Origin of the sequence: Micromonospora sp. HM134, assembly GCF_007833915.1 — a bacterium.
In the GTDB taxonomy this organism is placed as follows: Bacteria; Actinomycetota; Actinomycetes; order Mycobacteriales; family Micromonosporaceae; genus Micromonospora; species Micromonospora wenchangensis.
In genome coordinates, this window is sequence record NZ_CP041061.1 from 7,318,725 (window position 1) to 7,343,590 (window position 24,866).

Genomic DNA, 24,866 nt, shown 5'->3' on the forward strand with positions numbered 1-24,866 from the left:
CCCTGACAAGGTAGCAGCATGCGGACCGATCCCAAGCTCGTGGCGTTGCGGCGCGGCCTTCTCGAGCCACTCGTGCTGACTGCCGTCGAGTCCCGGCAGCGGTACGCGGCGGAGATCCTCTCCGCCCTGCAGGAGGCGAACTTCCCCGCCCAGGAGGGCACGCTCTATCCGCTGCTGAGCAAACTCCGGCGAGACGGACTCGTGCACCACGAGTGGCGTGAGTCGCCATTAGGGCCGCCCCGGAAGTACTTCTCCCTCACCGATGCCGGCAGAGACCAACTCGCCGCGTTCCGCGACTACTGGAACGAACTGACCCGCATGATCAACACGATGGGACGATGACCCGTGAACGAGCCGACAGCCATCCGCCTCACCGGGCATGTCGCGGCCTTCCCCGCCACCCGCGAAGCACACGACGCTCTGCGGCAGTACCTCGATGATGCGCGTCGCGCGCTGCGCTCCGACCCGAACGCCGACGCCGACGCCGACGCCGACGAAATCATCCGGGATCTCGAGTCCGCGATCGGCGACCGGTTGAGCACCCTCACGGGCTCAGGCGACGACCCGGTGACCGGCGCCCAGATGGCAGCGATCCTGACTGAGCTCGGGCCGGTGAGCACCGCACGCCCCGCGCCGCCTTTCGCCGCAGGGAGGTCGCGTGGCCGGTTCTGGTGCCGGATCAACGAGGGCAACTGGTTCGGCGGCGTCTGCCTCGGCATCGCGGCGTACGGCGAGTTCCGCGTCGACTGGGTACGAACCGTCGTGCTGCTGCTGACCCTGTTCACCGGTGGACTACTCGCCGTGCCGTACCTGGTCCTGCTGCTCGTACTCCCCGTCGTCCCGACGGTCACCGACTACGAGCGCCAACGGGACGCACCGCGATACGCATGAACCGAAAGCGCACGGCGAAGAGACACCTTGTCCTGCCACCCTGCCTGCTGGCGTCACGCACCGTGGCCAGACTTCGGTGCAGCCGACTCCTCCGAACCGAGCAGCGGATACGCCGCCACCTGCCGAAGCCTCGTGTGGTGCAGCAAAGGGTGGACGATGCCGACACCCGATGATATGCAGGTCGCCTGCATATACAGATGGTCTATCATCTCAGCATGGCCATGCAGGAACCGACGTTCTTCATCCTGACCGCGCTGGTGCGCGCCACTCCGCTACATGGTTACGGGATCATCCAGGTTGTTGAGCAGCTGTCCGGCGGGCAGGTCAAGCTCAAGGCCGGGACGCTGTACGCGGCGTTGGACCGGCTCAGCGCGGAGGGCCTGGTCGTCGTCGATCGGGAAGAGGCCGTGGGTGGCCGACTGCGCCGCTACTACGTGCTGTCCGACGACGGCCGGGCAGCCCTGGAAGCCGCGGTGGAGCGCCTCCAATCGAATGCCGAGGTAGCCGCCTCCCGACTACGTGCGGCGTTCGGCTTCATCGGGGGAGTTACACATGCCTGACCTGGAACGTTCCTACCGGCGTCTGCTCCGGGCGTACCCCCGCTGGTACCGCCGCCACCGTGGGCTGGAGATCCTTACTACCCTGCTCGAGGCGGCCGAGCCGGGGCAGGTCCGGCCATCGCGCGCAGAGGCGGCCTATCTGCTGGTGAACGGCCTGCGGTACCGGTTCGTGCCGCCCACACGGGTCGGCAGAATCGCGGCCGGCCTCGTGTCTATCTGGGTGGCTATGGTGCTCAGCGGGGTCGGCGCTCTGTCCATCTGGATGATCGCCAATCCGCAAGAACCTGATCTTGCCGCCTTCAGCGACGAGTTGGCCGGCCGGCCGGCCTCGTCCGTCTCTCAGCTTCCGGGCGACGACCTCCTCGACATGGCCTACGCCTACCGGACATCCGGCGAGTTCCAGAGTTTCACCGAGGAGGGCTGGGGGGCAGGACGGCCGGCACCGATAGGCCAGCGCCGGGTCTACGAGCAACTTAGCGGGACACCGACCGTTCTTACCGATGCCTATCAGCGCCTGACCAGAACGGGTTGGCGTACCGGCCCCCTGAGCCGAGGCGGCGCCGACAGCGAAGCCGACGCGTCCAGCCCGAACAGAGTGTTCTGGGCACACAAGGACGGGATACTGCTGCGCGTGTCCGCGCACGACAACCAGACCGTCCGGACGGTCAGCGCCTATCCGATCGAGCCGAACGGTGTTCCCGTCGGCGCTGCCGCCGGGTTCGTCATCGGGCTGATCGCGGTGTGGCAGGCAACGACCTGGATGGCCCAGCGGGCCGCTCGGACACCGCCGTCGACCCGGCGACTCATCCTGCTCCTCGCGCTACCGGCTCTCATCGCCAGTGGAGTGAACACCCTGGACAACGTGCTGAGCATGGTCCCGAACCCCAGTACCCCCTGGAGGCCGTTCGCCGTCGAGTACATCTATCCGCTAGCCAACCAGACCGCCAACCCACTGACGGTCACCGTCATCACACTCACGCTGATCGGCAGCCTAAGCCTGATCGCCGGGTCCACCCGGATCAGCCGAACTGCCCCCGTCAGCACGGCAACGCCGACCGGTGACGTCGCCGAAAGCTGAGCTGGACCATCTGGGCCCCCGCCGCTGGGATGCACAGCCAACCTCCAGCCTAAATCATCAGGCACCAAACCCGACAGAGTCGCGTTCAGCCGGCCGACGACCAGATCAGCCGATCCTCAATCAAGACGCGTGCCCGCACGTGGTAACCCGGTTGGATGGGTTTGATGTGGGGTGTCAGGAGCCCTCCAGAACGGACCGCGTGAACCCTTCGTCAGCCTTCGGTGATTCCGGCTTCGGTCAGCCAGCGGTGGTCGTAGTTCAGGTGGTCCCAGCGGGATCGCAGCCATCGGCGCTTGGTCGTGCTCGCCGTGAGCCACAGGGATCGCAGCCCGTCGGCGAGTTGATCGCGGCGCTGTGGCGCAAGGAGCCCTGGAAGCTGGTGGCAGATGTCAGCGATCAAGTTGGCTCGCTCGCGACGTCGGGCCACTGCGTTTATCGGGTGCGTTTCGGGTAGCGGCGCAGTGAGGAATCTGATCTCCAGGAAGCCCAGATGGAGCAGGTCCGCCGTCGCCGCTTCCATCGCAGCTCGGGACGGAAGGTTCGACTCCATCGTCACACCCTCCGCCAGAAGGCAAGCGGTGACGTCACAGGCAGCCCGCTGCTGCCGCTGCGCAGGTATGTCGATGGGGTCTGCACGCGGTGGCATGGATGCTGCCGTCACCTGCTGGCGCCAAGTGCGCCAGCCTGACGAGGCCGATGGCGGCCGAGTCGACGTCGATCATAGGCGGCCGGTTCCCGGCCTCCGCATTCAGTTGGCCCACTTCCAGACGGTGTGGAAGCCCTCGGTCTGCCGCATCCAGAAGTAGCCGTACGCGGTGGTGCTTCCGAGGTAGGGCCCGATCTGCGCGAGGAGAGCCTTGGTGCCCTGCCGGTCATGATCGGCCAGGTAGTTGGCCAGTGCCAGCCAGTGTCGAAGCATGATTCCCCGGCTGATCAGGCGGGGCTCGCCGGCGCCGCACCACTTGGCTGCACACGCGTCGATCTCTCGGATCACCTCGGGCTGGCGGAAGTAGCTCGCTTTCGCGGTCAGCGACTCCGCCCGGGTGTCGAAGCCGTACTCGCGCAGTGCGTACTCGAAGTGGGCGAGTAGCGGCAGCATCGTCACCGATGAGCCTGCGGGCGCGGCGGCGGCGGGCTCGCGGGCTGCGGCGAACATCGCTTCGTGCGAGCCGTACCACTTCTCGCAGAGGAAGGTCACCGCCATGAGGTGGGTTTCGAAGTTGTACGGGTCGCGCGTGACCGACTCGCCCATCGCGGCGAGGAACTCGTCGCGTTGCCGGTGGCCGTCGGCGAGCGTCGAGGCAATGCGGGTCACCCATGGGTAGGGGTCGTCGGGGTTGAGTTCCACCGCGCGTTGGCTGGCCCGGGCCGCGAGGTTGGAAAGCCGGTCGAACTCCTGGAACTGCTCCCGGCTGGTGTTGCGCGCGGACGCGCCGCCCCGAGCCTCGCCAGCCTGGTCCATCAGAGCCTCAGCTCGCAGGATGGAGACCGTCGGGTCGTGCGGCACAGCGGCTTCCCAAGCGTCCAGCCAGTCCGGGGAGTGTCCGGCAGCGATGCCCAGCACCGAGAGCCGCCGGCCGCGTAGTTCCCAGTCTCGACCGGTGGCGTCGATCAGGTTCTGGGCTGCCGCCCAGTCACCGTCGAGCGCCCGGTCACGCGCGGTGCGCAACTCCAGGTCGGCCTGGCCGTAGTCCGTATCTGGCTTGGGTGGCTTCCGGAAGAGCCCGAACATCCGACGATCATAAAGATCGACACCACTACGCCGTCCACCAGACCGGACCCACTCGGCTTCCGTAACCGCGCCCGTGCGGTTGGGGTCGGTGGACGAGAGCGGACACCCGTTCCTCATGCCGGCCCCATCACCGGTTGGCGCCTCGCTGGGCCTGTGCTTGCGGCACGAGGTGCTCGCCGCTACGCCCTGACATGCCGTCGACAGCGCCATCCGCTGGGCGGCCGATCACTGGGCGAATCAAGAAACGCCGGGAAGGTCTGTCAACGAACCCGGTCGAGCTGACCGATGGTGCTGAGGAGGACAACCTGTGACATCACCCATCGACGCCGCGGGATCCGTGCTCGTGTCACCGCTACCGGTGCCCAGCCCCACATCCGGGCCGGGCAGCGGTGCCGTTCCGCCTCCTACGGGAGTCGGGGCCGCCCTGGTCGACGTCGCCGTGTGGGCCACACAGCGGCCGTGGTTGGCGGCTGTCGCCGCCGGGCTGCTGGTCGCCTGGGTCGCAGCCTGGAACATGGTGGAGATCAGGCGGCACCGCCACCACGCCCGGGGTGCGCGTCTGGTGACGATCGCGCCGCCGCCCGAGGTCGACCCGCGCAGCGCGGGCGCCTTGTGGGCCAACCTCGCCGGCGTGCTCACCCCGTCACGGTGGCGGCGTCTGCTCTACGGAGTCCCCCACGTCGTCTGGCAGTACACCTGGTCGGGCCGGCAGCTACTCATCTCGATCTGGGTGCCCGGCACCGTCCCGCCTGGGGCGGTCGAGGCGGCGGTACGGGCGGCGTGGCCCAGCTCGGCCACCACCACCGACACCAACCCGCCCCCGCCGATCCCCTTAGAGGCGCACCCAGCCACCGGTGGACACCTGCTGCCGATGTTCGCGGAGTGGCTACCGTTCGCCGTCGATCACGACGCGGACCCGCTGCGACCGCTGATGTCGGCCGGCGCGCAACTGAAACCCGGCGAGTACGCATGCGTGCAGGTCCTCGCCCGCCCGGCCGCACCCCGTCGGGCGACCCGAGCCCGCCGCGCCGCCGGACGGCTACGCGCCGGCAGGACCGCCCTACCGGCGATCAACCCGGCCGCGCCGCTGCTGTGGCTGCTCGACGCGTTCCTACCCGGAAATGGCGGCGGTGGCCGGGTCACCGCGCCCGCCGCCCGTCGGGATCCCACCGTGGAGCGGGACGTGCGGGCGATCTTGGACAAGACGGCGCACCCGCTGTGGCAGACCGGCATCCGGTACGCCGTCGCCACCAGCAACCAGCGGTCCGGCGCGGACCCCGGTGGTCGGCTGCGGGGTATCGCCGACACGCTCGCCGCAGCGTTCGCCATCCACACCGGCCGCAACCGGCTCACCCACCGGGCCCGGATGCCGGCCCCGGTGGCCGTCCTCGCTGCCCGCCGCCTCGGCACCGGATTCCTCACCTCCACCCCGGAACTCGCCGCCCTCGCCGCCCTGCCGCAGGATCTCGCCGTGCCCGGCCTCGACCGGGCCCGGGCGGCGTCCATGCCGGTGCCGGTCGCCGTTCCCGGTGGCGGGCGTGGTGTGAAAATGCTCGGTGATGCCGAGATCGGTGGCCACAGCGTCGGGTTGTCGGTGGCGGATGCGAGGTATCACCTGCATGTGATCGGTGCGACGGGCTCCGGGAAGACCACCCTGCTGGTCAACATGGCCCTCGACGACATCAGGGCCGGCCGGGGCACCGTCGTCATCGACCCGCACGGCGACCTGGTCCTGGACATCCTCGACCGGCTCCCCGCCAGCGTCGCCGACCGTGTCGTGCTCTTCGACCCCGACCAGGAGAATCCGCCGACGCTGAATCCCCTCGAAGGCGACGACCCGGACCTGGTCGTCGACAACCTCGTGTCGATCTTCGGGAACATCTTCGCCAAGGCGTGGGGGCCGCGGATGGACGATGTCATGCGGGTGGCGTGCCTGACCCTGCTACGCCACAACAACGTGACCCTGCAGCACATCCCGCCGCTGCTCAACAGCCCTCAGTTCCGGTCGGCGATGACCGTGGACCTGGACGACCCGGCCGGGCTGAGCGGCTTCTGGCAGTGGTACGACAGCCTCAACGACAGCCTCCGATCGCAGGTCATCGGACCCGTCCTGGCCCGGCTGCGCTCGTTTCTGCTGCGTGACTTCGTCAGACGCACCATGCGCTACCCCCAGTCGAGCTTCGACATGGGCAAGGTCCTCGACGGCGGGGTGCTGCTCGTCCGGATCCCCAAGGGTGTTCTCGGCGAGGACACCAGCCGGCTCCTCGGCTCTCTGATCCTCGCGCAGGTGTGGCAGGCCGCCACCGCCCGCGCCGCCACCTCATCCGAGCGGCGACGCGACGCGACGCTGATTATCGATGAGGCGCAGAACTTCCTGACCCTGGCCAACAGCCTGGACACGATGCTCGCCGAGGCCCGCAAGTACCGGCTGTCCCTCGTCCTCGCCCACCAGGACCTCGCCCAGTTTCCCAGGGACCTGCTCGCCGCCGCGTCGGCGAACGCCCGCAACAAGGTGTACTTCACGGTCGCGCCGGAGGACGCGAAGGTCCTCGCCCGGCACACGATGCCCGAACTCGGCGAGCACGACCTCGCCCACCTCGACGCCTACACCGCCGCCGCCCGCCTCGTCGTCGACGGCCGCCAGACCCCGGCGTTCACGATGAAGACCCGCCCACCGAAGCCGATCGTCGGCGAGGCGACCGCCATCCGCCAAGCCGCCGCGTCGGCGGTACCCGTGCAGGACACCAGCGCCATCGACGACCTCGTCGAACGACTCAGCCGCAAACCCGACGACCGGCGGACCCGCCCGAAGAGCGACCGCACCTGACCGCCCTCTGCCGGTCCGGAGGCGTCGACCGGGTCACGCACCGGCTCGTCACCGGGTTCGCCACCCGTGACCGCCCTCCACCTGCCGCATCCTCCTGACCTGGGCTGTCAGTGCCGCACACACCCCCTGACAGACCCCCGATGCGGTCCCCTCCCGTGCCAGACACCCCTCCCGATCGGGAGGGAACCCTCATCCTGCCCAAGGAGCGATCCGTGTACTCCCGTGTCCCGCCCCTGTCCAGCAAACCCGACCCCCTCGCGGTGTTCGGTCGCATCGTCCCCCGCGACCACGCTCTCCTCCGGCTGTTGGCCGAGCACTACCTGCTGTCCACCGACCAGATCACCCACGCGTTCTTCGACAACCGCCGCACCGCCCAGCGGCGGCTGACGATCCTGCACCGCCTCGACGTGCTGCACCGCTTCGGCCGCAGCGGCGCCCACGGCCGCTACGGATCCCTGCTCTACACCCTCGGCCCCATCGGCCTGCAACTGCACCCGACGAGGTACCACGACCCGAACGGCAACGGCGGCAAGGCACCCCGCAGTTCCCTGGAACGGGCCAAACGGATCGCCGCCAGCGGCCAGGTCAACCACCTGCTCGGGGTCAACCAGTTCTTCACCGACCTCCTGGCCACCGCCCGCCGCGCCGACGCCGTCCGGCTGTCACGCTGGTGGTCCGAGCAGCACGCCACCACCGTCTACGCCCAGGCCGGCATCCGCCCCGACGGCCACGGCGTGTGGACCGTCGGCGACACCTCGACCGGGTTCTTCCTGGAACACGACAACGACACCGAGAACCTCGCCCGGGTCGTGGCCAAGCTGCGCGGCTACGAACGCCTCACCACCTTCGGCCCCCGCTACCCCGTCCTGTTCTGGGTGCCCAGCCGACGCCGCGAGACCAGCCTCCTGGGCGTGCTCGCCGGACTACGCACCACCAGCCCCATCGCGACCGCCGTGCACAGTCCCGACCCGGCCGGCCGGGTGTGGACCCTCGTCTCGGACCCCACCCACCGCCGCTACCTGCACGAGCTGCCCTGCGACCACGGACCCGACACCGTCACCAACCCGCAGCGCTTCGACGACCTGTAGGACTCACACCGCAGGTCAGCGGCACCGCCCGCTCGCACCGCGGGTTTCCGGGCAGGTCGCCCACGCGCTGTGTCTGTCACTGACCACGATCGCCTGTGAGTGGTCCGGAGTCTCACAGCGTCGAGGCCGACGACGGCTCACCGCAGGCCGGAACGTCTCACAGCGCAGGTCAACCCCATTGTTCGGCGGCTACGTCGCCGCAGCGGCCTGACAGAACAGGCCGCTACCTTTCACGGCACCAACAGCACCCACATATATCCCCACCCGGTTCGGTCCCACCTCGGAACCACCGCCGCACCCACCGGTGCGCCACGCCCACCCGCCCCACCCAGGGCCGGTCGGCACCGCGCCGCGCGGCGACCCCAGGTCGCACCGCACCACCCCGCACCACACCTCTCCCTTGCGACCGACCCACGTACCCGGTGGGCCGGTCATCTCCGCGCGCCCTGACGCGCCCACACCCCAGGAGGACCCCATGGCCAAGGACCCGGCCCGCAAGGCCACCCCGCCGACGGCGACGGTCGGCACCATGATCGTCTGCGTCCCGGACGACCTGCCCCGGGAAGCCCTCACCGCACACCAGCTCGACCGCACCTTCGGTGTGCGGGGCACCCTGTCGCCCCGGTTCTGGGCCACCGCCATGTACCCGTGGCAGCGCGGCCAGATGTTCGGACTGCGCAAGGGCCGCCCCGCCTACTGCGCGGGCGGACCGGTACGGCTGCTCGACCTGCACGGCATGCGTCAGGCCGCCGGCATGGGCGCGGGTATCCGCCACCAACTGTTCAGCCAGATCGTGCACGGCACCAGGCCGGCCACCCCGTGGCACGTCTACCAGGCCCGCCACCTCGCGGACCCCACCAAGTACCCGTACGACACGGCAGCGGCGGACTTCCACCACCAGCCCCGGGTCAACGCGATCCGGATGTACAACGCCGCCACCTACGGTGCCGGGCGGATCGCCGTCGGAGAGCTGGAGATGTACCAGGCCGGCTCCATGGCCTACCAGCACCACAGCGCGCTGACCGCGATCGTCGGCGACGCGCTGATCACCGCCGACGGCGCGAAGGTCGTCCCGGTCAGCGACGCCATGGCCGACCGGGTCACCTACCTCGAACAGGCCCACCGCCTGCTCGCCACCATCGATCCGGACCAGCGGCTGCTCGCCGTCGCGCTCTGAACCCCGGCCTCGACAGGAAGGACACCGCCATGGGTCGCGTCATGTTCCTGCTCGACGAGGTCGAGCAACTCGCCGATGCCTGCCTGAGCGCCAGGCGCCGAACCACCACCAACCCCGAGGCACTCCACTCGACGCCGGCAGCGCTGCGGGTCATGCACGACGAGTTCCACCGGGTCTACCTGACCGGCGACAACAGCTCCGTGGGTGAGCACCACCGCCTGCGGCCCGTCACCTGCGGCCTCGTCGGCTGGCAGGAAACCCCAGTGCTCGCCGGGGAACTCACCGGCAGGCACTACCGGCGGCTGCACCCCGGCTGTCTCGGCGACATGCCGCTGCACGGACCCGAACGCGACCTGCTGCACCTCATCCAGTCCGGCATCGACGCCGGCTGGAGCATCCTCGTCGTCGACTACGTCAACGACGCTCTCATTGCCGGTGTCGGCCGCGGGCGCTTCCGCACCCCGCGCTGACACCCTCCGATCGGGCCGGCAGCGCCATCCCTCAATCCGAAGGATGGCGCTGCCGCCCGGTCAGCCCGGCACCCCACCTCATGCCCCACCGGCTACCGCGACCGCCGCCGGTGGCCCGACCAGCCTCTGATCCCTGCGGCGGTGTCGACCGGGCACGCCGGGCCACGACCAGCCGGCACGGTTAGTCCCGCCCTCGACCCCACCTCGTAGACGGGCCGTCGTGCCTGGTCGGTGATTCGCCAGCCGCCCCTGGCAGGGGCACCTGCTGCGTCACCGGCCGACGACACGGCCGCCCTTTCCCTCTTCCACCGCCACCCCCGGTAGCGACATGTCCGCATTGGTGACCCGCCGTGGGGTCGCTCCATCGAAGTCGACGGCGACCAGGTCCCTGGTCGCTGACATCACCCTGTCTGGAAGGACGAACACGCCATGATCCAATTCCCGACCTGCCCTGTCTGCCACGACCCGGTGGTAGACCAGCCCGCCAGTGACTGGACCAGCGCCTATCGCGGCCGCGGCGGCTCCTGGTGGCACCTCGCCAACGACCGGCCCATCTGCCCGGACGCGAACGGAAACCCCTCCCCGCCGGCCTTCGTCGAGGACCACCTCCCCATCGACAGCGAGACCAGTTCCTGGCTCGAGACGATGGCCGACCTGTTCGCCATCGATGGTCCCTACAGCCCCGCCCGTCTGGGCAGCGCCCTCACCGCCGCCGAGCACCTGAACCGGTGGCTGCACACGGCCACCGGCCCCTTCAGCGCGCTGCTGTCCCTGGACACCACCGCCGACGTCGCCTCCCTGATCGGATACCTGCACCGCACCAGCCGACTCCTCGCCCGGGTCCACGTCCAGACCGGATCCCACCTGCTCGACCAAGCGCGGGAGACCTCGTTCACCGGCCTCGACGACAGCGGCAGCGTAAGCGACGCCGCCGCCGACATCCAGGTATGGCTACGCGACGCCGCCGCCTGGTCCGCCGAGTCCGCGCGGGCGACCGGCATCGCCTGGGCCCGCGCCCACACACTCGCCACCCCGACCAGAGCAACGTCCCCCACACGGACGGACCAGCAGCAGCCAGGGGGGATCAGCACGTCCCGCGAAGGGAAAAGCGCTGTGTTCCTGCGCGGCCTCGTCCAGCGATTCCGACGGTGGGTGTCCCCCGGCCCGGCCACCAGAGGCGTTCCCGGGAACCAGGTCGTGGCGTGGAAGCCGCTCGACATGTCCCCCGACCACTTGGCCGAGTTGATCGGATCGACCTTCGGTCACGACACCGACGTCAGCGCGGAACGGGCCAGCACCGCAGCGCGGATCCTCGAGATCACCGCCACCTACCTGGTCGACTACTTCAGCCCCACCCGATCCGCCGCCGTACCCACACCGCGCGATCTCACCGATCTCGCCGTTTCGCTGACCCCTCTCCTGCGGATCCTCACCACCGGGCTGCGGCACCTCGCCGACAGCCCGCAGGGCATCGACAGCTACGGCCTCGACCACGGCGACGCGACCGCGATCCAGGAAACCCTCACCGAAGCGGCCGCCGCCCTGCGCTTCGTCGCGAGCAACCTGCTTCCCGGCCCCAACACCGCCGGTTTCGAGCAGCGGACTGAGGAGCAGCGGTGACCGGCGGCAGCATCCCTGTCGGCGACGCCGACACAACCCCACCGAACCTGACGGTGGTGGACCGGAGCTTCGGCGAACGCGGGGCAGGCTACGACCTCACCGAGGTCCGCCGCACTACAGGCGGCCACCGACTGCGGGTCCGGATCCACCGCGACCCCTACCCGCAGCAGAGCCACGCCCTCGTCGAGGTCCTCACCCCCGCCATGACCTGGACCCCACTCGCGGACGAACCCACCTCCACCTGGCATCCCGCTACGCCATCGCGCAGCACCACCCCGACACCGCTGCAGAACCTCACCGAGCGGCTCTTCCAGCGGGCCGTCGCGATCCTCCACGCCGAGTAGGTCGTCCCCGCACCCGCCAACGTCCCGACCGCTACAAACCCCGCACTGGTCCGACCGCTGCGGATGCCGGCGACACGAACCGCCTACGGCGCCGAGCCGTGGCCGGACCTGACCGCCGCGCCCGGCGCGCCGACGGGCCTCCCGAGATCCGGGCACGCACTTGATCACGGCCGCCGTCGAAGCGTGCATCAGTGCACGCCACCACACATCGGACAACCAATGAGGAGAACATGATGGACAGTGAACCCGAGCAGACCGCGCCGCCCAGCGCGCTCGACCGGGTCGCCGCCGCTCTGGCGGCACTCGGCCAGGACACCGCGGCGGCGATCGCCCAACGAGCGGGGGTGGGCTACTCCACGGCCACCAAACGCCTGCGGCTGCTGGAGGACACCGGCCAGGCGGAGACGTTCCGCGCCGACGACGGGCGCACGCTCTGGCGCCAGCCAACCACGCGTTCAGAACGCCACGACGACGGCGGCCCGTCGGCCAGCACGACCGTCCCCGCCCACCCCGAGCCCGACAATCCGGAGCCCTCGGTGCCGCAGGAACAGGCCGCGACCACTGCGGTCGGGGCGGAACCGGGACACGAGCCAACCGAGAGCCCACCGGCCGGTGCGCCCTCACCGACACCCCACGACGAAGCGGACCAGCCGCCGTCGCAGGACGCGCCAGCCCGGTCAGACACCGGCGACAGCGAACATGCCCTCACCGCGACCCACGACGACGGCCAACCGGCCGGCGTCAACGAGGCGACGGCCGGGACCGCCGATGCGGCCTCCGGGCAGGTTCCCGAACCCGAGGCAAGCGACGACTCGGACGTGGCCAACCGGACAGGCGAGGCCGCGAGCGCGTCGGCCGGTGGGAAGCCACGCCGATCCAAGGGCAGCCTGCGCGGCGCGATCCGCGACGTGCTGGAAGCCCATCCCGGCCAGCCGCTGCGGACCAGCCAGTTGTGCAAGGCCATCGACGAGGCGAACGCGGGCAGCGGCGCGGCGAGGGCCAGCGCGGGCGCGGTCGTCAACGCCGTGCACAAGCTCGTCGCCGACGGCCTGGCGGTCCAGGTCGTCGAGAGGCCGGCGGCCTTCCAACTCGCCGCGCGAACCGACCGCTGATCCCACACCCGTGGTAGCCCGGGGTGGGCGTCGAACTTGGCGGAACCACGCCCACCCCGGTGCTCCTTCACCAACAAGGAGTGATGCCGAGTGTCTCACCTGTACCCCTACCTGACAGCGGCTGGCGGCGTGCTCGCCGGATTCGCCGCCGCCGTGTTGCCGCTCCTACGGCAGCGGCGGATCATCGACCACCAGCGGCGGACGCTGGACGACCGTGAACAGGACCGGTCCCACTGGCGCCGTCTGGCCACCCACAACGACACCAGTGACCTGCCGAACCGGCGTGCTCTGCGCACCGTCCTGGATGTCATGTTCTCGCTCGGGGAGCCCCTCGGGCTCGTCCTGATCGACCTCGACCGGTTCAAGCAGGTCAACGACACCCACGGCCACGAGGCGGGCAACGACCTGCTGTACGAGGTCGGCCAGCGTCTGGTCACCCTCGGCCCGGCGGTGGTCCTGGCCGCGCATCTGTCCGGCGACGAGTTCGCCCTCGTCGTCCACGGCGACGCCGCCGACGTCGAGTCCGCCGCCCGGGCCGCTCACCGGAGTATCTCGGGCGACCCGTACGACATCGCGGGCCGCCAGGTCGCGCTGACCGCCAGCGTCGGCTACGCCACCGCGGAGCCGCACATGCTGCCCCGCGACCTCCTGCACGCCGCCGACCAGGCCATGTACCTGGCCAAACACGTCCGCGGCGGTCCGCGCGCCCACGACCCGGGCCGCACCCCGGCGCCGGGGGCTGGCGTCCGCTACCGCGACCTGCGGTAACGCATCCACCCCCGCCCGACAGGAAGCCCTTCCGCCACCACGTGAGCCCCGCAGGCCGGCCGGTCTGCGGGGCTCACACACGCAAGGAGCCGATCACCGTGATGACCTTCAACGCTATCCGCGCCCTCACCGGATGCCTGCTGGACGTCGAGGCCGACGCCGACCTCCATACCTGGGGCCAACCGCCCCTGCTGCTGCTCGCCCAGGACCGGCCCGCCCCCTCATCAGCCAGCGGCACACGACGCCAGATGCGCGTCGCCCACCTCCCGCTCGACGCCCACCGCTTGGGCCGCTACCGCGCCGGACTCGTGGACTTCCTGCCCGATCTCGCCGACGCGCTGCGCGCTGACCGTCCGGTCGGCCGGCCCACCCTGGCCGCCTGCGTCGACATCTGCCTCATCGTCGACCTGCTCGCCGATCCCACTCCCGGGGTCCGGCTGCTGGCCTGGGGCATCCGCTACGAGGACGTGCGCGTCGCCTCTGACGACATCCACGAGGTCCGCCGGATCGACGCCGTCGACGTCGACCTCCGCAGCTACCAGATCACCCGGCAGCGCCACGAACCACGGCCCGTGGTCCGCGTCGACGACCACGTCGGCCACGACGACGCCCCCGCCATCCGCGCCGGGCTGACACGCCTCGTCCAGGCCACCAGCCGGCCCGCCCCGAAGCGAACGACTTGACCTTCGCGAAGAGGTAAGCGTCGATCAGTGTCGCCATCGTCCGCGCCGTTCATCAGGCACGACACCGCCGACCTCGATCGGGCGATGGCCCCTGCCCGAATCTGGAAGGAAGGTCGTCCGCCATGTCTGACCGGAGCCGCAACCGCCCCTCCCACCGGGCCCTGGTGCCCAGCGACGTCACCGACCGGCTGCTGTGGCGGCTGGCCGTTGACGTCCTCACCGCCCACCAACCCGGACCCGACAACCGATGCGTCAACCTGCGGTGCGCCGACCAGGGGACCGGCCCATGCCTCGCCGCCCGGCAGGCACAACACGCGATGCGCGCCGCCCGAGGCGCGGCATCCCCGCCACCTCCTGTGCCGCAGCCGGCCGTCACCAGCCGCCCGCGAGCACCCCAGCGGCGGGACGCCGGCGGTTTCGTCGGCTGGTTCACCGCCGGACTCGCCGCCACCGCCACACACCTGCGGTCACGCATCCCGCAGCGGCTGCCACGCCGTATCCCCGGCGCGACGCTCACCGCCGCCTACGCCGTGTGATCCCCAGCCCACACCTATACGGAGCCTGCGGGCACCTAAGCTCACCCGAGAGGACGTTCGAACCTGCTCACCGAATCACTCTTCCCGGCTTCGCGCGTGCTGACGTCACGATGAAGACCCGCACGCACGGGTACTGCGCCAGCATCGCCGGACCACCGCAAGTGGCTAGATCCACCGCACTCGGCTGATGTCTCTCCTGCCCGGCCGAAGGTCAGCGGTCACCGCTGCGGGCGAGCGTTGATCTGCTCGATGGGCGGGAACTGCCGAACGGGTTCATCGCCGATGGAGTAGGTTTCCAAACAGGACAGATAGCCCTCACCGTCGATGAGTAGCACGACGCCGGCGTAGAAATCGCTGTCACTGATGTCAGCCGATACCGGCGCACCGGACAGCACCGGGGCCGGAGCTGCGGCGTGGTCCACAACAAGGTTGACGGTCGCACAGCCGCAGCTGCAGTGACCTGCGACAGTCGTGAACGGCAACTGGGCGCGGAGCTCGTCGCGCCCAGGGAACGGCACCGCGAGCAGACGCGTGATGACGCCTCGTTCGATGTCACTAAGCGGACGAGGCGCGTCGCCTCTTGTCATAGCGCCGCCTGCTGGGGCAGGCCGGCGTGGAACCGCAGTAACCGCACCTTGTGCTCGCCGAGAATCGGGCGAGCATGCTCGATCAGCTTGTCGAGTTCGGTCGCGCGCTCGCGGGACGGACCGTGGTAGGTCGTAGCCGCCTGCCGATCGAGCCACGCGGTGAGGTCCGCCCGCGCACTGCCACGCAACCGGTCGTCGGGATCATCGAGCAGCCGCAGGTTGATGGTCAGCCGTTGCCAGGCGTTCCCCGCCCTCAAAAGCCGGTAGCCCGCGAACCGGACATGAGGCGCGTTGCCTAGACCGAGCAAGGCCTGCAGCATTCCCGGGTCAAGGATGCCGAGGTCGTGTCGCAGGGCAACCACCACCTGGCGGGTCACCGCTCCAGACTCGTCGCGCAGCAGTGGTACCAGTTCAGCCAGACCGGTCACGCCGAGGCGACGCAAGGCTCGGACCGCTTCGACCCGACCGCGCGAACGTGGATGCGCCAGCCATCGCCGAACCAGGCCGGCGTCCTCGGCGTCACCGGTCTCGCCCAGCCCGGCAATCGCCCCCGGTGCCGGTGGTTCCCACCCGGCGAGCAGGCGATAAGAGTCTGCGGGATCCGCGCCGCTGCGGCGGAACGCGCCCTGAGCGATGGCCCGCACCAGGGGATGCCGATCAGGCAGCGCCGCTTCAGCCGCCCTCAGATCACCGACTGCGGTCACGGCCTGAAGCGCCTCAGCCCGAACCAGCGCAGTACGGCTGACAAGCAGCCCACGCAGCTGAGCCGGACTCGTCGCGGACTCCACGGCAGCACGGGCACAGAGGGCCCGAATCGGCAGGTCGTCGTCTTTCATCGCGGCCGCTGTCAATCGGCGCACACTCAGCAGGCCCCTGGTTGTCGCAGCGCGATACGCAGCCCGCCGGGTCCGGCGGTCCCGCGCTATCAGCAACGGCTCCAAGCCGTCCAACGGCAGGTCCCGCAGGACACCCTCAACGCGCTCGACCAACCAGCCACCCTCACCCCGACCGCACAGGGCGAACGCCATCTCCGCAAACTGAGTCAACGACCCCTGCGATGACGACAGCCAGCTCTGTATCGCGCCCCTTGCCCGCTGACGCACCTCAGCGACCCAGTCGACCGTCCGAAGAGCCAGCACCGCCAGCGCCGCCGGGTGCGGGTGATCAGCCAGGTGAGCGACCGCCACCTCGCGGATCCGCCCGTCACGGTGGCAGCCGGCTATGACCAAGTTCAGTAGCTCCACCTCACCGTCAGCCAATTCCGCCGCGAGGCTGCGCGACCAGCGAGGCACCGACCACCACTGCTCCCGCAGCGCTCCATCCACCGCCAACCACCACCGTGCCTCGGCGGAGGCGAGCACGCCCAGGGCCGCAGCCCGCATACCCGGCTCACCATCGCGGGCCACCGCCAGCAACCCGGCAGCAAACTCCGCTGGACTAACAGTTCGATCGAGCCCGCCAACCCCAGAGGTCAGCCACTCGACGGGCGGCAGTTCAGGTAGATAATCATGTTCAGGCAACTCGCTCGACCCGACACTCATGTCGCGCAGCCACCGCAGCAGCGTTGTCCCCAGCGACACGCCCACCGGCGCTCCCGTCCCCGATCACCATGGCCGCGGCCATTCTGTCGCACTCCTCTCTGAGTGTCGTGATCCCGTCTCCGGCATTGGTCGGTGCAGTCGGGCCGCTACGGTGCGCCGCATGAACCTGGACGACACCGCCCGCGGGCAGATCATCAGCGCGTACGCCGACGGGCAGGACGCCGCCGAGATCGGACGCCGATACGGCCTCACCCGCCACGACGTCGAGCAGATCGTCGCCGGTGACAACCTCGAGCTGAGCGCAGCCGCAGCTCTCCGGCAGCCAGCGCCAGCGCCCGTCATGGCGGCCGTGGTCGTCGTCGCGCTCTACAGCACCGTGCAGCTCACCGCAATCGTCGCCCACCCATACCTCGACGGCCCGATCTTCAAGCTGATCAGCGTGGCCTTCGGTGTCCTCATCTACGGTTCGCTCGCCTACGGGATCTGGCGGGGCTGGCGGGCGGCCCAGTGGATCGGGGTCCTCGGCGGGGTCCTGGCCGTCATCGGCGCTGCGCTCGCCGACCAGCGCGACACCCTGGGCATCCTCGGCGGCGCACTGCTCGTCGGACTGCTGGTCGTGCCCGAGCAGTCGCGGGAGTGGTTCGCCCGGCGCTAGGCCGGGACGCTCTCCAGCCGGTACACGTCGATCCGGTCCAGAACCAGCGTGCCAGTGGACTCGTCCCGCTGCGGCGACTGACCCTCTTCGCGGCGAACCGACCAGGACACCCGGTAGACGACCGTCGGTACCTGGTCCAAGCGACCAGGTCGGTAACGCCGCCGCCATCGTCACCACCGGTGCCCGCCTCGCCGTGCCCGTCCAAGGGTGGGTGATCGCGGTCGCCACCGCGATGCAGGAAAGCACCCTGCGCAACCTGCCCAGCGGTGACCGGGACTCGGTCGGGTTGTTCCAGCAGCGCCCCAGCCAAGGCTGGGGCACCCCGGCCCAACTCCGGGATCCCGTCTACGCGGCGGAGAGGTTCTTCGGCAAGCTGGTCACCATCAGCGGCTGGCAGGCGATGCCGCTCACCGACGCCGCGCAGGCCGTGCAGATCAGCGCCTACCCCGACGCCTACGCCACGTGGGAGGCCCCGGCCACCGACCTCGTCACCACGATCACCGACACCACCGGCATACCGTCTGCCAGCCTGGCCGGGTGCGAGGCTGCCGCCGGCCCGTGGACCCAACCCGTGCTCGCCCCGGTCGGATCCGGATTCCACACTGCGGGCCGCCCCGGCCATCACGGCGTCGACCTGATCGCCCCACGAGGCACGGTCATCCGCGCGGCGTCCGCCGGCACGGTCCGCACCTTGCGTTGCAACGCCGTCCACGCCAGCACGGGCGCGCCGTGGGGCTGTGACCGCGACGGCGACCCCGACCTGACAAGGGGTTGCGGCTGGTACGTCGACATCGACCACGCCGCCGGACTGCTCACCCGCTACTGCCACATGGACCAGCCGCCAACGGTGGCGGTTGGGCAGCGGGTCACCGTCGGCCAACCGATCGGCGTTGTCGGCTCCACCGGCCACAGTTCCGGCCCGCACCTGCACTACGAGGTGCACCACCACGGCGACGCCAGCGCCACCGGCGCGATCGACCCGGTGCCGTTCATGGCCACGCGGAACGCCGCGCTCGTCGCGGTGCGGTGAGGGAGCACCGTTCAGGGGCGGTCGTGTAGGAACCAGGCGTCACTGCGGGTGAGGGCGATCGCGAGTTGCCACTGTTGGCACTGCAGGCTGCCGCCGACGGCCATCAGCTGTCCGGCGAGTTCCCATGCCTGCGGGCCGGGTGAGGGCTGGCGTTGCGCGGTGAACTGCAGCATGGTGCCCCAGGCGGCGATGAGGGCGGCGCCCCACCGCTGCTCCCACTGCCGCATCGCCGCCGCCCACGCCGCAACGCCGTTCCCGGAGGGCGTCCCGTGGTACTGCAGCCAGGCGGGAGCCAGCCATTGCGACGTCGTCGGCAGTAGCACCAACTGCACTTCGGAGAACGTGTGCCACTGCCGGGTGCCGATGAGGTGCTCGTAGCCGCGGACCACCCGGGCGGCGAGGTGCGGGTTGGCGAGAAGGGTGTCGTAGGTCCACCGGGCCAGCGCCTTCGCGGTGGTCGGTAGCCCCAGCTGCTCCATCGCCGGGGTGACCATCTCGTCACCCAGGAACGCCCGCACGTAGCGCTCCACGTCCGCTTGGTGCTGTGGCTCGTCGACGCGGTGACGCGTGAACACCGGCCACGGATCGAGGGTCTGCGCCTCTCGGCGCAGCTCGGCGATCTCCGCGGCGGACGGGCCGTGGTGTAGCTCGCCCGGCAACGTGAAGACGGGCCATCGGCCGGTCACCGGCATGGCCGCGTGAGCGGCCTGCCACGCCTCGAGCAGGTGCGCGGGATCGATCCCGCTCACCACGAACGTCTCGCCGATGTCCGGCCGAATCACGTGGCCCTGCAGGTAGGTCCCCCGCAGGGCGGCCGCGATGTGTTTCGCGCGCCTCATGGGTGCCGCCATGGCGCGCACGGTAGCGCCGACCACCGACAGCCCCCGTCCGCCCACGGGCTGGGCTGCGTCCCCGGCGAAGCGGTCGGCACGGAGGAACTCCCGCGCGGTGGAGAACACGCGTCTCCCCGTAGGACCCCGATCGCGGATACCGACGCGGTGCCGCGATCGACCCCAGCTCGGTGATCCCCCCTGGGCGACCACCGCGACCCCATCCCCATTCCTGAGGAGGAGAGAAGGCACATGAGTACACCCACGTTGATCGGTGTCGCCGCGTTACGCGGCAGGTACACCGCCCGTCGGCTCCAGTTCGGTGATGCTCCGGAGACCCTGGTGCCGGTGCTGCGCCGGATCTGGACCGACACGTTCGGCCGTGACACCGACGCCATGGGCGTCGCGCTGCTGGCCCACGACTGGTGGACCCTCGCCGTCAACCCCAAGCGTCGGCGGTGGGACCGGCTGCCGCCCGTACCGGGACTGGGCTACCCGACCGGGACCGGCGCGGTCCGGCAGGGCTCGCTCCGCGAGGACCTCGACGGGGTCGTCGAGTGGATGTACCTGCTGCACCTCGACCAGCGGCGGCTGGTGGTGTACGAGGCGACGGTCCACGGCCGCTGGCTGCGGCACAGCGCCCACCACCTCGACCCTGTCGAGGAACTGTTCGTCACCGAACCCGCCGACGACGGCGGCCCGGGGATGACGGTGTGCACCGTCTGCGGGGCGGTCGACGAGATCGACCACGTCGAGGTGCCGTCCATGGCCGGCTACGGCTACGACACCGTCACCAGCTGCACCCGCTGCGGCTCCTCGGTCGCCACCGACCCGATGTTCGGCGACCACCTCGTCCGCAAGCCCTGGCCCCCACAGCCCCCAACGGGCGGCACGACAGGCGGCACCCCATGAGCATGCCCACCCCGATGCCGTCGCCTCCCGGCGGCCTGTCCTGTCCCCTCACTGATCGGAGCACACCATGAACTACCAGCCCGGCCAACGCGTCACCCTGGTCCACACCGACGGCCCCCACACCCGGCTGCGGCCCGGTGACACCGGCACCGTCCGCTACCACGACCAGCGGCACCACACCGTCGAGGTCACCTGGGACAACGGCTCGACCCTGGCGATGTGCCTCGACAACGGTGACCGCATCACACCAGCCACCACGGCGGCGCCGACCGGCGGACTGGTCGACGAGGCCACCGGATGGGCCACCACGCTGCGGCGGATACGCGCCGCAGGCACCGAGGCCGGACGCACCGCCGCCCAAAGGTGGGCGCAGGACACCATCAGCGCCCGGGCCAGCGGCGACACCCGCCTGGCCGCGCGTCGGATCCTGGCCGGTGTCCAGGACGGCGACCCCGCCGTCCTCGACACCCTGCCCCACTTCACCCTGGCCGGAGAGCCGGTCGACACCCTGGGGTGGGAGCTGTTCGCCGACGCCACCGGCGACACCACGGGCTGGTTCGGGCTGCGCCTCCAGCAGCGCGACGAGGCGATGGCCGTCTACCGCGACGCCTACGACACCGCCGCCACCGACCGCGTCGCGGAACTGTGTCACCTCGCGGCCAGCCCCACCGGCCGCGACGTGTCCCACCTGCACCCCGACCGGGTCCGTATCGGCGCCGTCGGCGTGTTCGCAGGCGACTGGGCGCGCACCACCGGCCCGGACGGCGACGACCGGATCGCGGTCGGGTTCGTCGGCACCCTGATCGACTTCTTTTTCCGGGCCACGTAGTTCATCGATGTATCGAGAGTGGGATGCGAGACGATTCCTCTTATGCGCGAGCCTGCCGCCTGGCAAGCCCGCTGGGCTTTGATGAAGCCGGATTCCAGACTTAGGAGTTGGTGAAATAGCGGCTCGCCGTGTCCATCGGACACGGCGAGCCGAGTGCTATCCGGATAGTACATGCGTAAGGATCTAGCGGCAGTCCCAGAACTGCCGAATTAGCCAAGCGGCAATTTCCCGAGCGACTCCAGAAAACACGCCGCGTACCGCAGCGGCAATCAGCATCATGTGACGACGCCGCTCCTCCGAGGGGAGATCATTCATGGCCGATCCTTTCTCAACGAGGATTGCACCTCCTCAGAATCGGCGACTCCAAAAGTGCCCGAGCGATATCTGTTACGGTCGGTAAGCGGATTGACGAGAGGTCGGCTCGACCTGCCGGCGACTGACGTGCGATACTGTCACCTGACAAAACCTGACGGCGGCTGACGAGGTAGATCTGTGGCGGGGGTGCCTGTACCGGACATCCAGCGGCTACCCCCAGGGCCGCGTCGGGAGCTTGTGCTCGCAATACACCGTTTGTACGGTTTGGCCGGAAAGCCGGCAATCCGGACGCTGAGCTCGAAAATCCGCAGTCGTGACGACCTGCCTGGCACCCTCAGCCATGAGGGCGTGAGCGCAGTGCTGCGCGGTTCAGGCGCGTCACATCGATGGGCGAACCTTGAGTCGCTTGTCCGCCTGCTGGCGGAACTCGCGATCACTCCGTTAGACATCGACGCCGAGGTCGTGCGGATTCATGCGCTATGGCTAGCGGTTGATGGGGCGGATGTGTCGGGGGCGTCGACTACATTCACCTCAGCGAATAATCATCACAGGGACGTCGCGAGGAACACTGATCACGCATCTAGAGGCGGCGGCGATGGGGAAGTGTCCGTTGGTCGAGCGAGTCCTCCTGCAATACCAAAAAAGGCGCGCGGCATGGGTGCTCACACTGCGGCCGAAACGGAATTTCCAATACTGGAGGTGTCGACGCTTCCCGAAGGCGAGTCCCAAGATGCGACCGAGGCCAAGGGTGAAGCTCCATTGGTGCGCTGGAATCCGCGACTAAGGACGCTTGATGTGTTTGACAGGCAGATGGCCATTCACGTCGTTGAAAACGTGAGGGATCTCGATGACTAATCAAGATGACCGGGCCATTGCCGACGCCGCAACTCCCGATGAATCGGATTCCCGAGGAAACTTCGGCGGTCACTCGGAGCGCGAGCATGGATCGGGGGAGGTTACGGGCCCGGGCCTCTCGTCTGCGCGGCATACGAAGATCCAGTCGAAAGAAGTGTTGGCTCCAGCGCAGGAGGCGGTCAGCATCCGCAGGCGTCTGGCCGAGGCGAACCCAGACGTCTACCTGCCTGACCTCGCCGCATCCCTGAACAACCTCGCTGCATCCCTGTCCGCACTGGGTCGGCGGGAAGAGGCGTTGGCTCCAGCGCAGGAGGCGGTCAGCATCCGCAGGCGTCTGGCCCAGGCGAACCCAGACGTCTACCTGCCTGACCTCGCCACATCACTTAGCAACATGACGGCGTTCATGTCTGAGGTCGGTCGGCGGGAAGAGGCGTTGGCTCCAGCGCAGGAGGCGGTCAGCATCCGCAGGCGTCTGGCCGAGGCGAACCCAGACGTCTACCTGCCTGACCTCGCCGCATCCCTGAACAACCTCGCTGCATCCCTGTCCGCACTGGGTCGGCGGGAAGAGGCGTTGGCTCCAGCGCAGGAGGCGGTCAGCATCCGCAGGCGTCTGGCCCAGGCGAACCCAGACGTCTACCTGCCTGACCTCGCCACATCACTTAGCAACATGACGGCGTTCATGTCTGAGGTCGGTCGGCGGGAAGAGGCGTTGGCTCCAGCGCAGGAGGCGGTCAGCATCCGCAGGCGTCTGGCCCAGGCGAACCCAGACGTCTACCTGCCTGACCTCGCCGCATCCCTGAACAACCTCGCTGCATCCCTGTCCGCACTGGGTCGGCGGGAAGAGGCGTTGGCTCCAGCGCAGGAGGCGGTCAGCATCCGCAGGCGTCTGGCCCAGGCGAACCCAGACGTCTACCTGCCTGACCTCGCCACATCCCTGAACAACGTTGGAAGCACGTTGTCGAACGTAGGCCGAGTCCAGGAGTCTCTGACGATCGGTCAGGAGGTTGTGAACATCTATCGCGGCCTCGTCGCTGCGAGCCCGGACGCCTATCTGCCGGACTTGGCAATCTCGCTAAGCAACATGGCCGTGGCGCTGTCCAGGCTGGGCCGGCTCGATGAATCTCTGGCAATCGGTCAGGAGGTTGTGAACATCTATCGCGGCCTCGTCGCTGCGAGCCCGGACGCCTATCTGCCGGACTTGGCAATCTCGCTAAGCAACATGGCCGTGGCGCTGTCCAGGCTGGGCCGGCTCGATGAATCTCTGGCAATCGGTCAGGAGGTTGTGAACATCTATCGCGGCCTCGTCGCTGCGAGCCCGGACGCCTATCTGCCGGACTTGGCAATCTCGCTAAGCAACATGGCAGGTGACCTTGTGGCAATGGGCCGCATTGAAGAATCCCTCACGCTAAGCCGGGAGACAGTCGAAATTTACCGCCGGCTTGTGGCAGCCAATCCCGCTGCATACTTGGCTGACCTAGCAGCCTCGCTCGACAATCTTGCGCGCACGCTGTCCAGTATGGGGCGAATTTCGGAAGCACGGGACGCGGCCAATTCTCTGGCAAACGCTCAGCACCTTCTGCATGCCACAAAAGACGAAGACCGCAGTCTGGTCCTTCGCTTTCAGCACGGACGCGATTTCGTAGTGGCGCCAGGAAATCCAGTGGTTCTTGGCCGCGACCCAGGCCTCTCGCCATTCGCATCCGCGCTTGCACCCTTCAGTAATGTATCGCGCAGGCACGCTACGGTTCGAATCGACGCACGCGGACACGCTTGGATCCGCGATGAGCACACACCCAATGGAACTTTCGTAAACGGCACGGAACTCGCGCCTGGAAAGGATGTGCCGCTGTTTGATGGCGACCTGGTGAAGCTCGCGAGTGACGCCAGCGCCGTTGTGCAGTACTCGGCAAGCCAGACGGAAAGACCCGCTCAATATTCCTCGTTTGAGCAGTTCTTCTCGGAAGAGTACCCTCGCGTTATTCGGCTATTGTCTCGAGTTGGCGCAAGCTACGAGGAGGCCGAGGATGCAGCGACAGAGGCGATGCATGAGGCTTACCGGCGATGGGAGACCGTGACCTCGCCATCCGCCTGGGTCAGGCGGTTGGCGCTGCGGGCTCACGCTATAAGCGTATCTCGGAAAGGAAGGCAAGGTCGTGGGGTCGAGACCGCCTCCGCTATTGAGAGAAGTAGGTCATCGTCTGAAGCCTTCGAGTATCAGGGCGATACAGATCTCATAGCGCAGCTAATTCGTGCTCTGCCGACGAGGCAGCGCGAGGTGTTTGCTCTATTCTATGATGGATTGAGCACTTCCGAGATCGCTGAATCCTTGGGCATCTCCGAGGCCACTGTTCGCTCTCAGCTCCGTCTTGCTCGGTCGAAGCTTGCAAGCAGCTTCCGCCGGGATGCAGACATTGCCCAGTGAAGCG

The 24,866-nt window shown here is 69.1% G+C and carries 24 protein-coding genes and 2 pseudogenes; 20 read left to right on the plus strand and 6 right to left on the minus strand.

The genetic code is table 11. The annotated features are described in order from the left end of the window. The first annotated feature begins 72 nt into the window (after window positions 1–72). From FJK98_RS31845 to FJK98_RS31860, 4 genes are all read left to right on the plus strand, one after another. Window positions 73–342: a PadR family transcriptional regulator gene (locus FJK98_RS31845; protein WP_240762478.1), complete on the plus strand. Its 270-nt coding sequence runs from the start codon at window positions 73–75 to the stop codon at window positions 340–342. A gap of 3 nt (window positions 343–345) precedes the next feature. After that, window positions 346–891 carry a PspC domain-containing protein gene (locus tag FJK98_RS31850; RefSeq protein WP_145922309.1) on the plus strand — a complete coding sequence of 182 codons (546 nt, stop codon included), beginning with the start codon at window positions 346–348 and terminating at the stop codon, window positions 889–891. Window positions 892–1,106: 215 nt separating this feature from the next. Then, complete coding sequence (locus FJK98_RS31855; RefSeq protein ID WP_370516958.1) at window positions 1,107–1,451, plus strand: PadR family transcriptional regulator; 345 nt, start codon at window positions 1,107–1,109, stop codon at window positions 1,449–1,451. Further along, on the plus strand, window positions 1,444–2,529 hold the full coding sequence (locus tag FJK98_RS31860; protein ID WP_145922310.1) for a hypothetical protein: 1,086 nt from the start codon (window positions 1,444–1,446) through the stop codon (window positions 2,527–2,529). Before FJK98_RS31855 ends, FJK98_RS31860 begins: the two co-directional genes overlap by 8 nt. A gap of 211 nt (window positions 2,530–2,740) precedes the next feature. On the opposite strand, the gene FJK98_RS31865 is transcribed toward FJK98_RS31860, so the two are convergent. Further along, window positions 2,741–3,079: a hypothetical protein gene (locus tag FJK98_RS31865; protein WP_145922311.1), complete on the minus strand. Its 339-nt coding sequence runs from the start codon at window positions 3,077–3,079 to the stop codon at window positions 2,741–2,743. Between the two features lie 198 nt (window positions 3,080–3,277). Further along, complete coding sequence (locus FJK98_RS31870; protein ID WP_145922312.1) at window positions 3,278–4,261, minus strand: hypothetical protein; 984 nt, start codon at window positions 4,259–4,261, stop codon at window positions 3,278–3,280. 424 nt (window positions 4,262–4,685) lie between these two features. On the opposite strand from FJK98_RS31870, the gene FJK98_RS31875 reads away from it, so the two are divergent. From FJK98_RS31875 to FJK98_RS31920, 10 genes are all read left to right on the plus strand, one after another. After that, window positions 4,686–7,088 carry a type IV secretory system conjugative DNA transfer family protein gene (locus FJK98_RS31875; protein ID WP_240763097.1) on the plus strand — a complete coding sequence of 801 codons (2,403 nt, stop codon included), beginning with the start codon at window positions 4,686–4,688 and terminating at the stop codon, window positions 7,086–7,088. Between the two features lie 212 nt (window positions 7,089–7,300). Beyond that, entirely contained in the window at window positions 7,301–8,176 is an 876-nt protein-coding gene (locus FJK98_RS31880) for a replication-relaxation family protein (RefSeq protein WP_145922314.1), read from the plus strand. 475 nt (window positions 8,177–8,651) lie between these two features. Continuing rightward, window positions 8,652–9,353, plus strand: a complete 702-nt coding sequence (locus FJK98_RS31885) for a hypothetical protein (protein WP_145922315.1) — start codon at window positions 8,652–8,654, stop codon at window positions 9,351–9,353. A gap of 41 nt (window positions 9,354–9,394) precedes the next feature. Next, on the plus strand, window positions 9,395–9,823 hold the full coding sequence (locus tag FJK98_RS31890; RefSeq protein ID WP_240762479.1) for a hypothetical protein: 429 nt from the start codon (window positions 9,395–9,397) through the stop codon (window positions 9,821–9,823). Window positions 9,824–10,252: 429 nt separating this feature from the next. Beyond that, a complete protein-coding gene (locus tag FJK98_RS31895; protein ID WP_145922317.1) occupies window positions 10,253–11,443 on the plus strand; it encodes a hypothetical protein in 1,191 nt (396 codons plus the stop codon). Further along, window positions 11,440–11,787, plus strand: coding sequence for a hypothetical protein (locus FJK98_RS31900; protein ID WP_145922318.1), 348 nt, complete (start codon window positions 11,440–11,442; stop codon window positions 11,785–11,787). The genes FJK98_RS31895 and FJK98_RS31900 overlap by 4 nt, the downstream gene beginning before the upstream one ends. 191 nt (window positions 11,788–11,978) lie before the next feature. Next, on the plus strand, window positions 11,979–12,899 hold the full coding sequence (locus FJK98_RS31905; RefSeq protein WP_145922319.1) for a hypothetical protein: 921 nt from the start codon (window positions 11,979–11,981) through the stop codon (window positions 12,897–12,899). A 90-nt stretch (window positions 12,900–12,989) separates the two neighbouring features. After that, complete coding sequence (locus FJK98_RS31910) at window positions 12,990–13,667, plus strand: GGDEF domain-containing protein (RefSeq protein WP_145922320.1); 678 nt, start codon at window positions 12,990–12,992, stop codon at window positions 13,665–13,667. A gap of 101 nt (window positions 13,668–13,768) precedes the next feature. Continuing rightward, entirely contained in the window at window positions 13,769–14,350 is a 582-nt protein-coding gene (locus FJK98_RS31915) for a hypothetical protein (protein WP_240762480.1), read from the plus strand. Between the two features lie 122 nt (window positions 14,351–14,472). After that, complete coding sequence (locus tag FJK98_RS31920) at window positions 14,473–14,886, plus strand: hypothetical protein (protein WP_145922322.1); 414 nt, start codon at window positions 14,473–14,475, stop codon at window positions 14,884–14,886. Between the two features lie 218 nt (window positions 14,887–15,104). On the opposite strand, the gene FJK98_RS31925 is transcribed toward FJK98_RS31920, so the two are convergent. Together FJK98_RS31925 and FJK98_RS31930 are read right to left on the minus strand one after the other, a co-directional pair. Then, complete coding sequence (locus FJK98_RS31925; RefSeq protein ID WP_145922323.1) at window positions 15,105–15,473, minus strand: hypothetical protein; 369 nt, start codon at window positions 15,471–15,473, stop codon at window positions 15,105–15,107. Beyond that, window positions 15,470–17,059: a hypothetical protein gene (locus FJK98_RS31930; RefSeq protein WP_240762482.1), complete on the minus strand. Its 1,590-nt coding sequence runs from the start codon at window positions 17,057–17,059 to the stop codon at window positions 15,470–15,472. Before FJK98_RS31930 ends, FJK98_RS31925 begins: the two co-directional genes overlap by 4 nt. A gap of 115 nt (window positions 17,060–17,174) precedes the next feature. On the opposite strand from FJK98_RS31930, the gene FJK98_RS31935 reads away from it, so the two are divergent. Further along, window positions 17,175–17,669, plus strand: coding sequence for a hypothetical protein (locus tag FJK98_RS31935; protein ID WP_145922324.1), 495 nt, complete (start codon window positions 17,175–17,177; stop codon window positions 17,667–17,669). On the opposite strand, the gene FJK98_RS33470 is transcribed toward FJK98_RS31935, so the two are convergent. Then, window positions 17,666–17,809: a hypothetical protein gene (locus tag FJK98_RS33470; protein WP_168222354.1), complete on the minus strand. Its 144-nt coding sequence runs from the start codon at window positions 17,807–17,809 to the stop codon at window positions 17,666–17,668. The two genes, FJK98_RS31935 and FJK98_RS33470, sit on opposite strands and share 4 nt — an antisense overlap. Between FJK98_RS33470 and FJK98_RS31940 the strand changes: the two are divergent. Beyond that, a pseudogene (locus FJK98_RS31940) lies at window positions 17,809–18,699 on the plus strand (M23 family metallopeptidase); the annotation flags it as partial. The gene FJK98_RS33470 and the pseudogene FJK98_RS31940 overlap by 1 nt on opposite strands. 11 nt (window positions 18,700–18,710) lie before the next feature. On the opposite strand, the gene FJK98_RS31945 reads toward FJK98_RS31940, so the two are convergent. Continuing rightward, a complete protein-coding gene (locus FJK98_RS31945; RefSeq protein ID WP_145922325.1) occupies window positions 18,711–19,658 on the minus strand; it encodes a DUF4253 domain-containing protein in 948 nt (315 codons plus the stop codon). Between the two features lie 123 nt (window positions 19,659–19,781). Here FJK98_RS31945 and FJK98_RS31950 point away from each other — a divergent pair, with 123 nt between their 5' ends. From FJK98_RS31950 to FJK98_RS31965, 4 genes and pseudogenes are all read left to right on the plus strand, one after another. Next, complete coding sequence (locus FJK98_RS31950; protein WP_145922326.1) at window positions 19,782–20,441, plus strand: hypothetical protein; 660 nt, start codon at window positions 19,782–19,784, stop codon at window positions 20,439–20,441. 67 nt (window positions 20,442–20,508) lie between these two features. Then, window positions 20,509–21,255 (plus strand): annotated as a pseudogene (locus FJK98_RS31955) (DUF4314 domain-containing protein); the annotation flags it as partial. Between the two features lie 678 nt (window positions 21,256–21,933). After that, window positions 21,934–22,440 carry a hypothetical protein gene (locus FJK98_RS31960; protein ID WP_145922327.1) on the plus strand — a complete coding sequence of 169 codons (507 nt, stop codon included), beginning with the start codon at window positions 21,934–21,936 and terminating at the stop codon, window positions 22,438–22,440. Continuing rightward, window positions 22,433–24,862 (plus strand): sigma-70 family RNA polymerase sigma factor, encoded by a 2,430-nt coding sequence (locus tag FJK98_RS31965; protein WP_145922328.1) that lies wholly within the window; start codon window positions 22,433–22,435, stop codon window positions 24,860–24,862. The genes FJK98_RS31960 and FJK98_RS31965 overlap by 8 nt, the downstream gene beginning before the upstream one ends. Window positions 24,863–24,866: the final 4 nt, after the last annotated feature.

What these genes read in the sequence shown, in the direction of transcription:
- FJK98_RS31895 (WP_145922317.1), top strand. Translation starts at nt 10,253, where the DNA reads ATGATCCAATTCCCGACCTGCCCTGTCTGCCACGACCCGGTGGTAGAC.
- FJK98_RS31870 (WP_145922312.1), bottom strand. Translation starts at nt 4,261, where the DNA reads ATGTTCGGGCTCTTCCGGAAGCCACCCAAGCCAGATACGGACTACGGC.
- FJK98_RS31855 (WP_370516958.1), top strand. Translation starts at nt 1,107, where the DNA reads ATGGCCATGCAGGAACCGACGTTCTTCATCCTGACCGCGCTGGTGCGC.
- FJK98_RS31935 (WP_145922324.1), top strand. Translation starts at nt 17,175, where the DNA reads ATGAACCTGGACGACACCGCCCGCGGGCAGATCATCAGCGCGTACGCC.
- FJK98_RS31890 (WP_240762479.1), top strand. Translation starts at nt 9,395, where the DNA reads ATGTTCCTGCTCGACGAGGTCGAGCAACTCGCCGATGCCTGCCTGAGC.
- FJK98_RS31925 (WP_145922323.1), bottom strand. Translation starts at nt 15,473, where the DNA reads ATGACAAGAGGCGACGCGCCTCGTCCGCTTAGTGACATCGAACGAGGC.
- FJK98_RS31950 (WP_145922326.1), top strand. Translation starts at nt 19,782, where the DNA reads ATGAGTACACCCACGTTGATCGGTGTCGCCGCGTTACGCGGCAGGTAC.
- FJK98_RS31915 (WP_240762480.1), top strand. Translation starts at nt 13,769, where the DNA reads ATGACCTTCAACGCTATCCGCGCCCTCACCGGATGCCTGCTGGACGTC.
- FJK98_RS31860 (WP_145922310.1), top strand. Translation starts at nt 1,444, where the DNA reads ATGCCTGACCTGGAACGTTCCTACCGGCGTCTGCTCCGGGCGTACCCC.
- FJK98_RS31885 (WP_145922315.1), top strand. Translation starts at nt 8,652, where the DNA reads ATGGCCAAGGACCCGGCCCGCAAGGCCACCCCGCCGACGGCGACGGTC.
- FJK98_RS31965 (WP_145922328.1), top strand. Translation starts at nt 22,433, where the DNA reads ATGACTAATCAAGATGACCGGGCCATTGCCGACGCCGCAACTCCCGAT.
- FJK98_RS31920 (WP_145922322.1), top strand. Translation starts at nt 14,473, where the DNA reads ATGTCTGACCGGAGCCGCAACCGCCCCTCCCACCGGGCCCTGGTGCCC.
- FJK98_RS31865 (WP_145922311.1), bottom strand. Translation starts at nt 3,079, where the DNA reads ATGGAGTCGAACCTTCCGTCCCGAGCTGCGATGGAAGCGGCGACGGCG.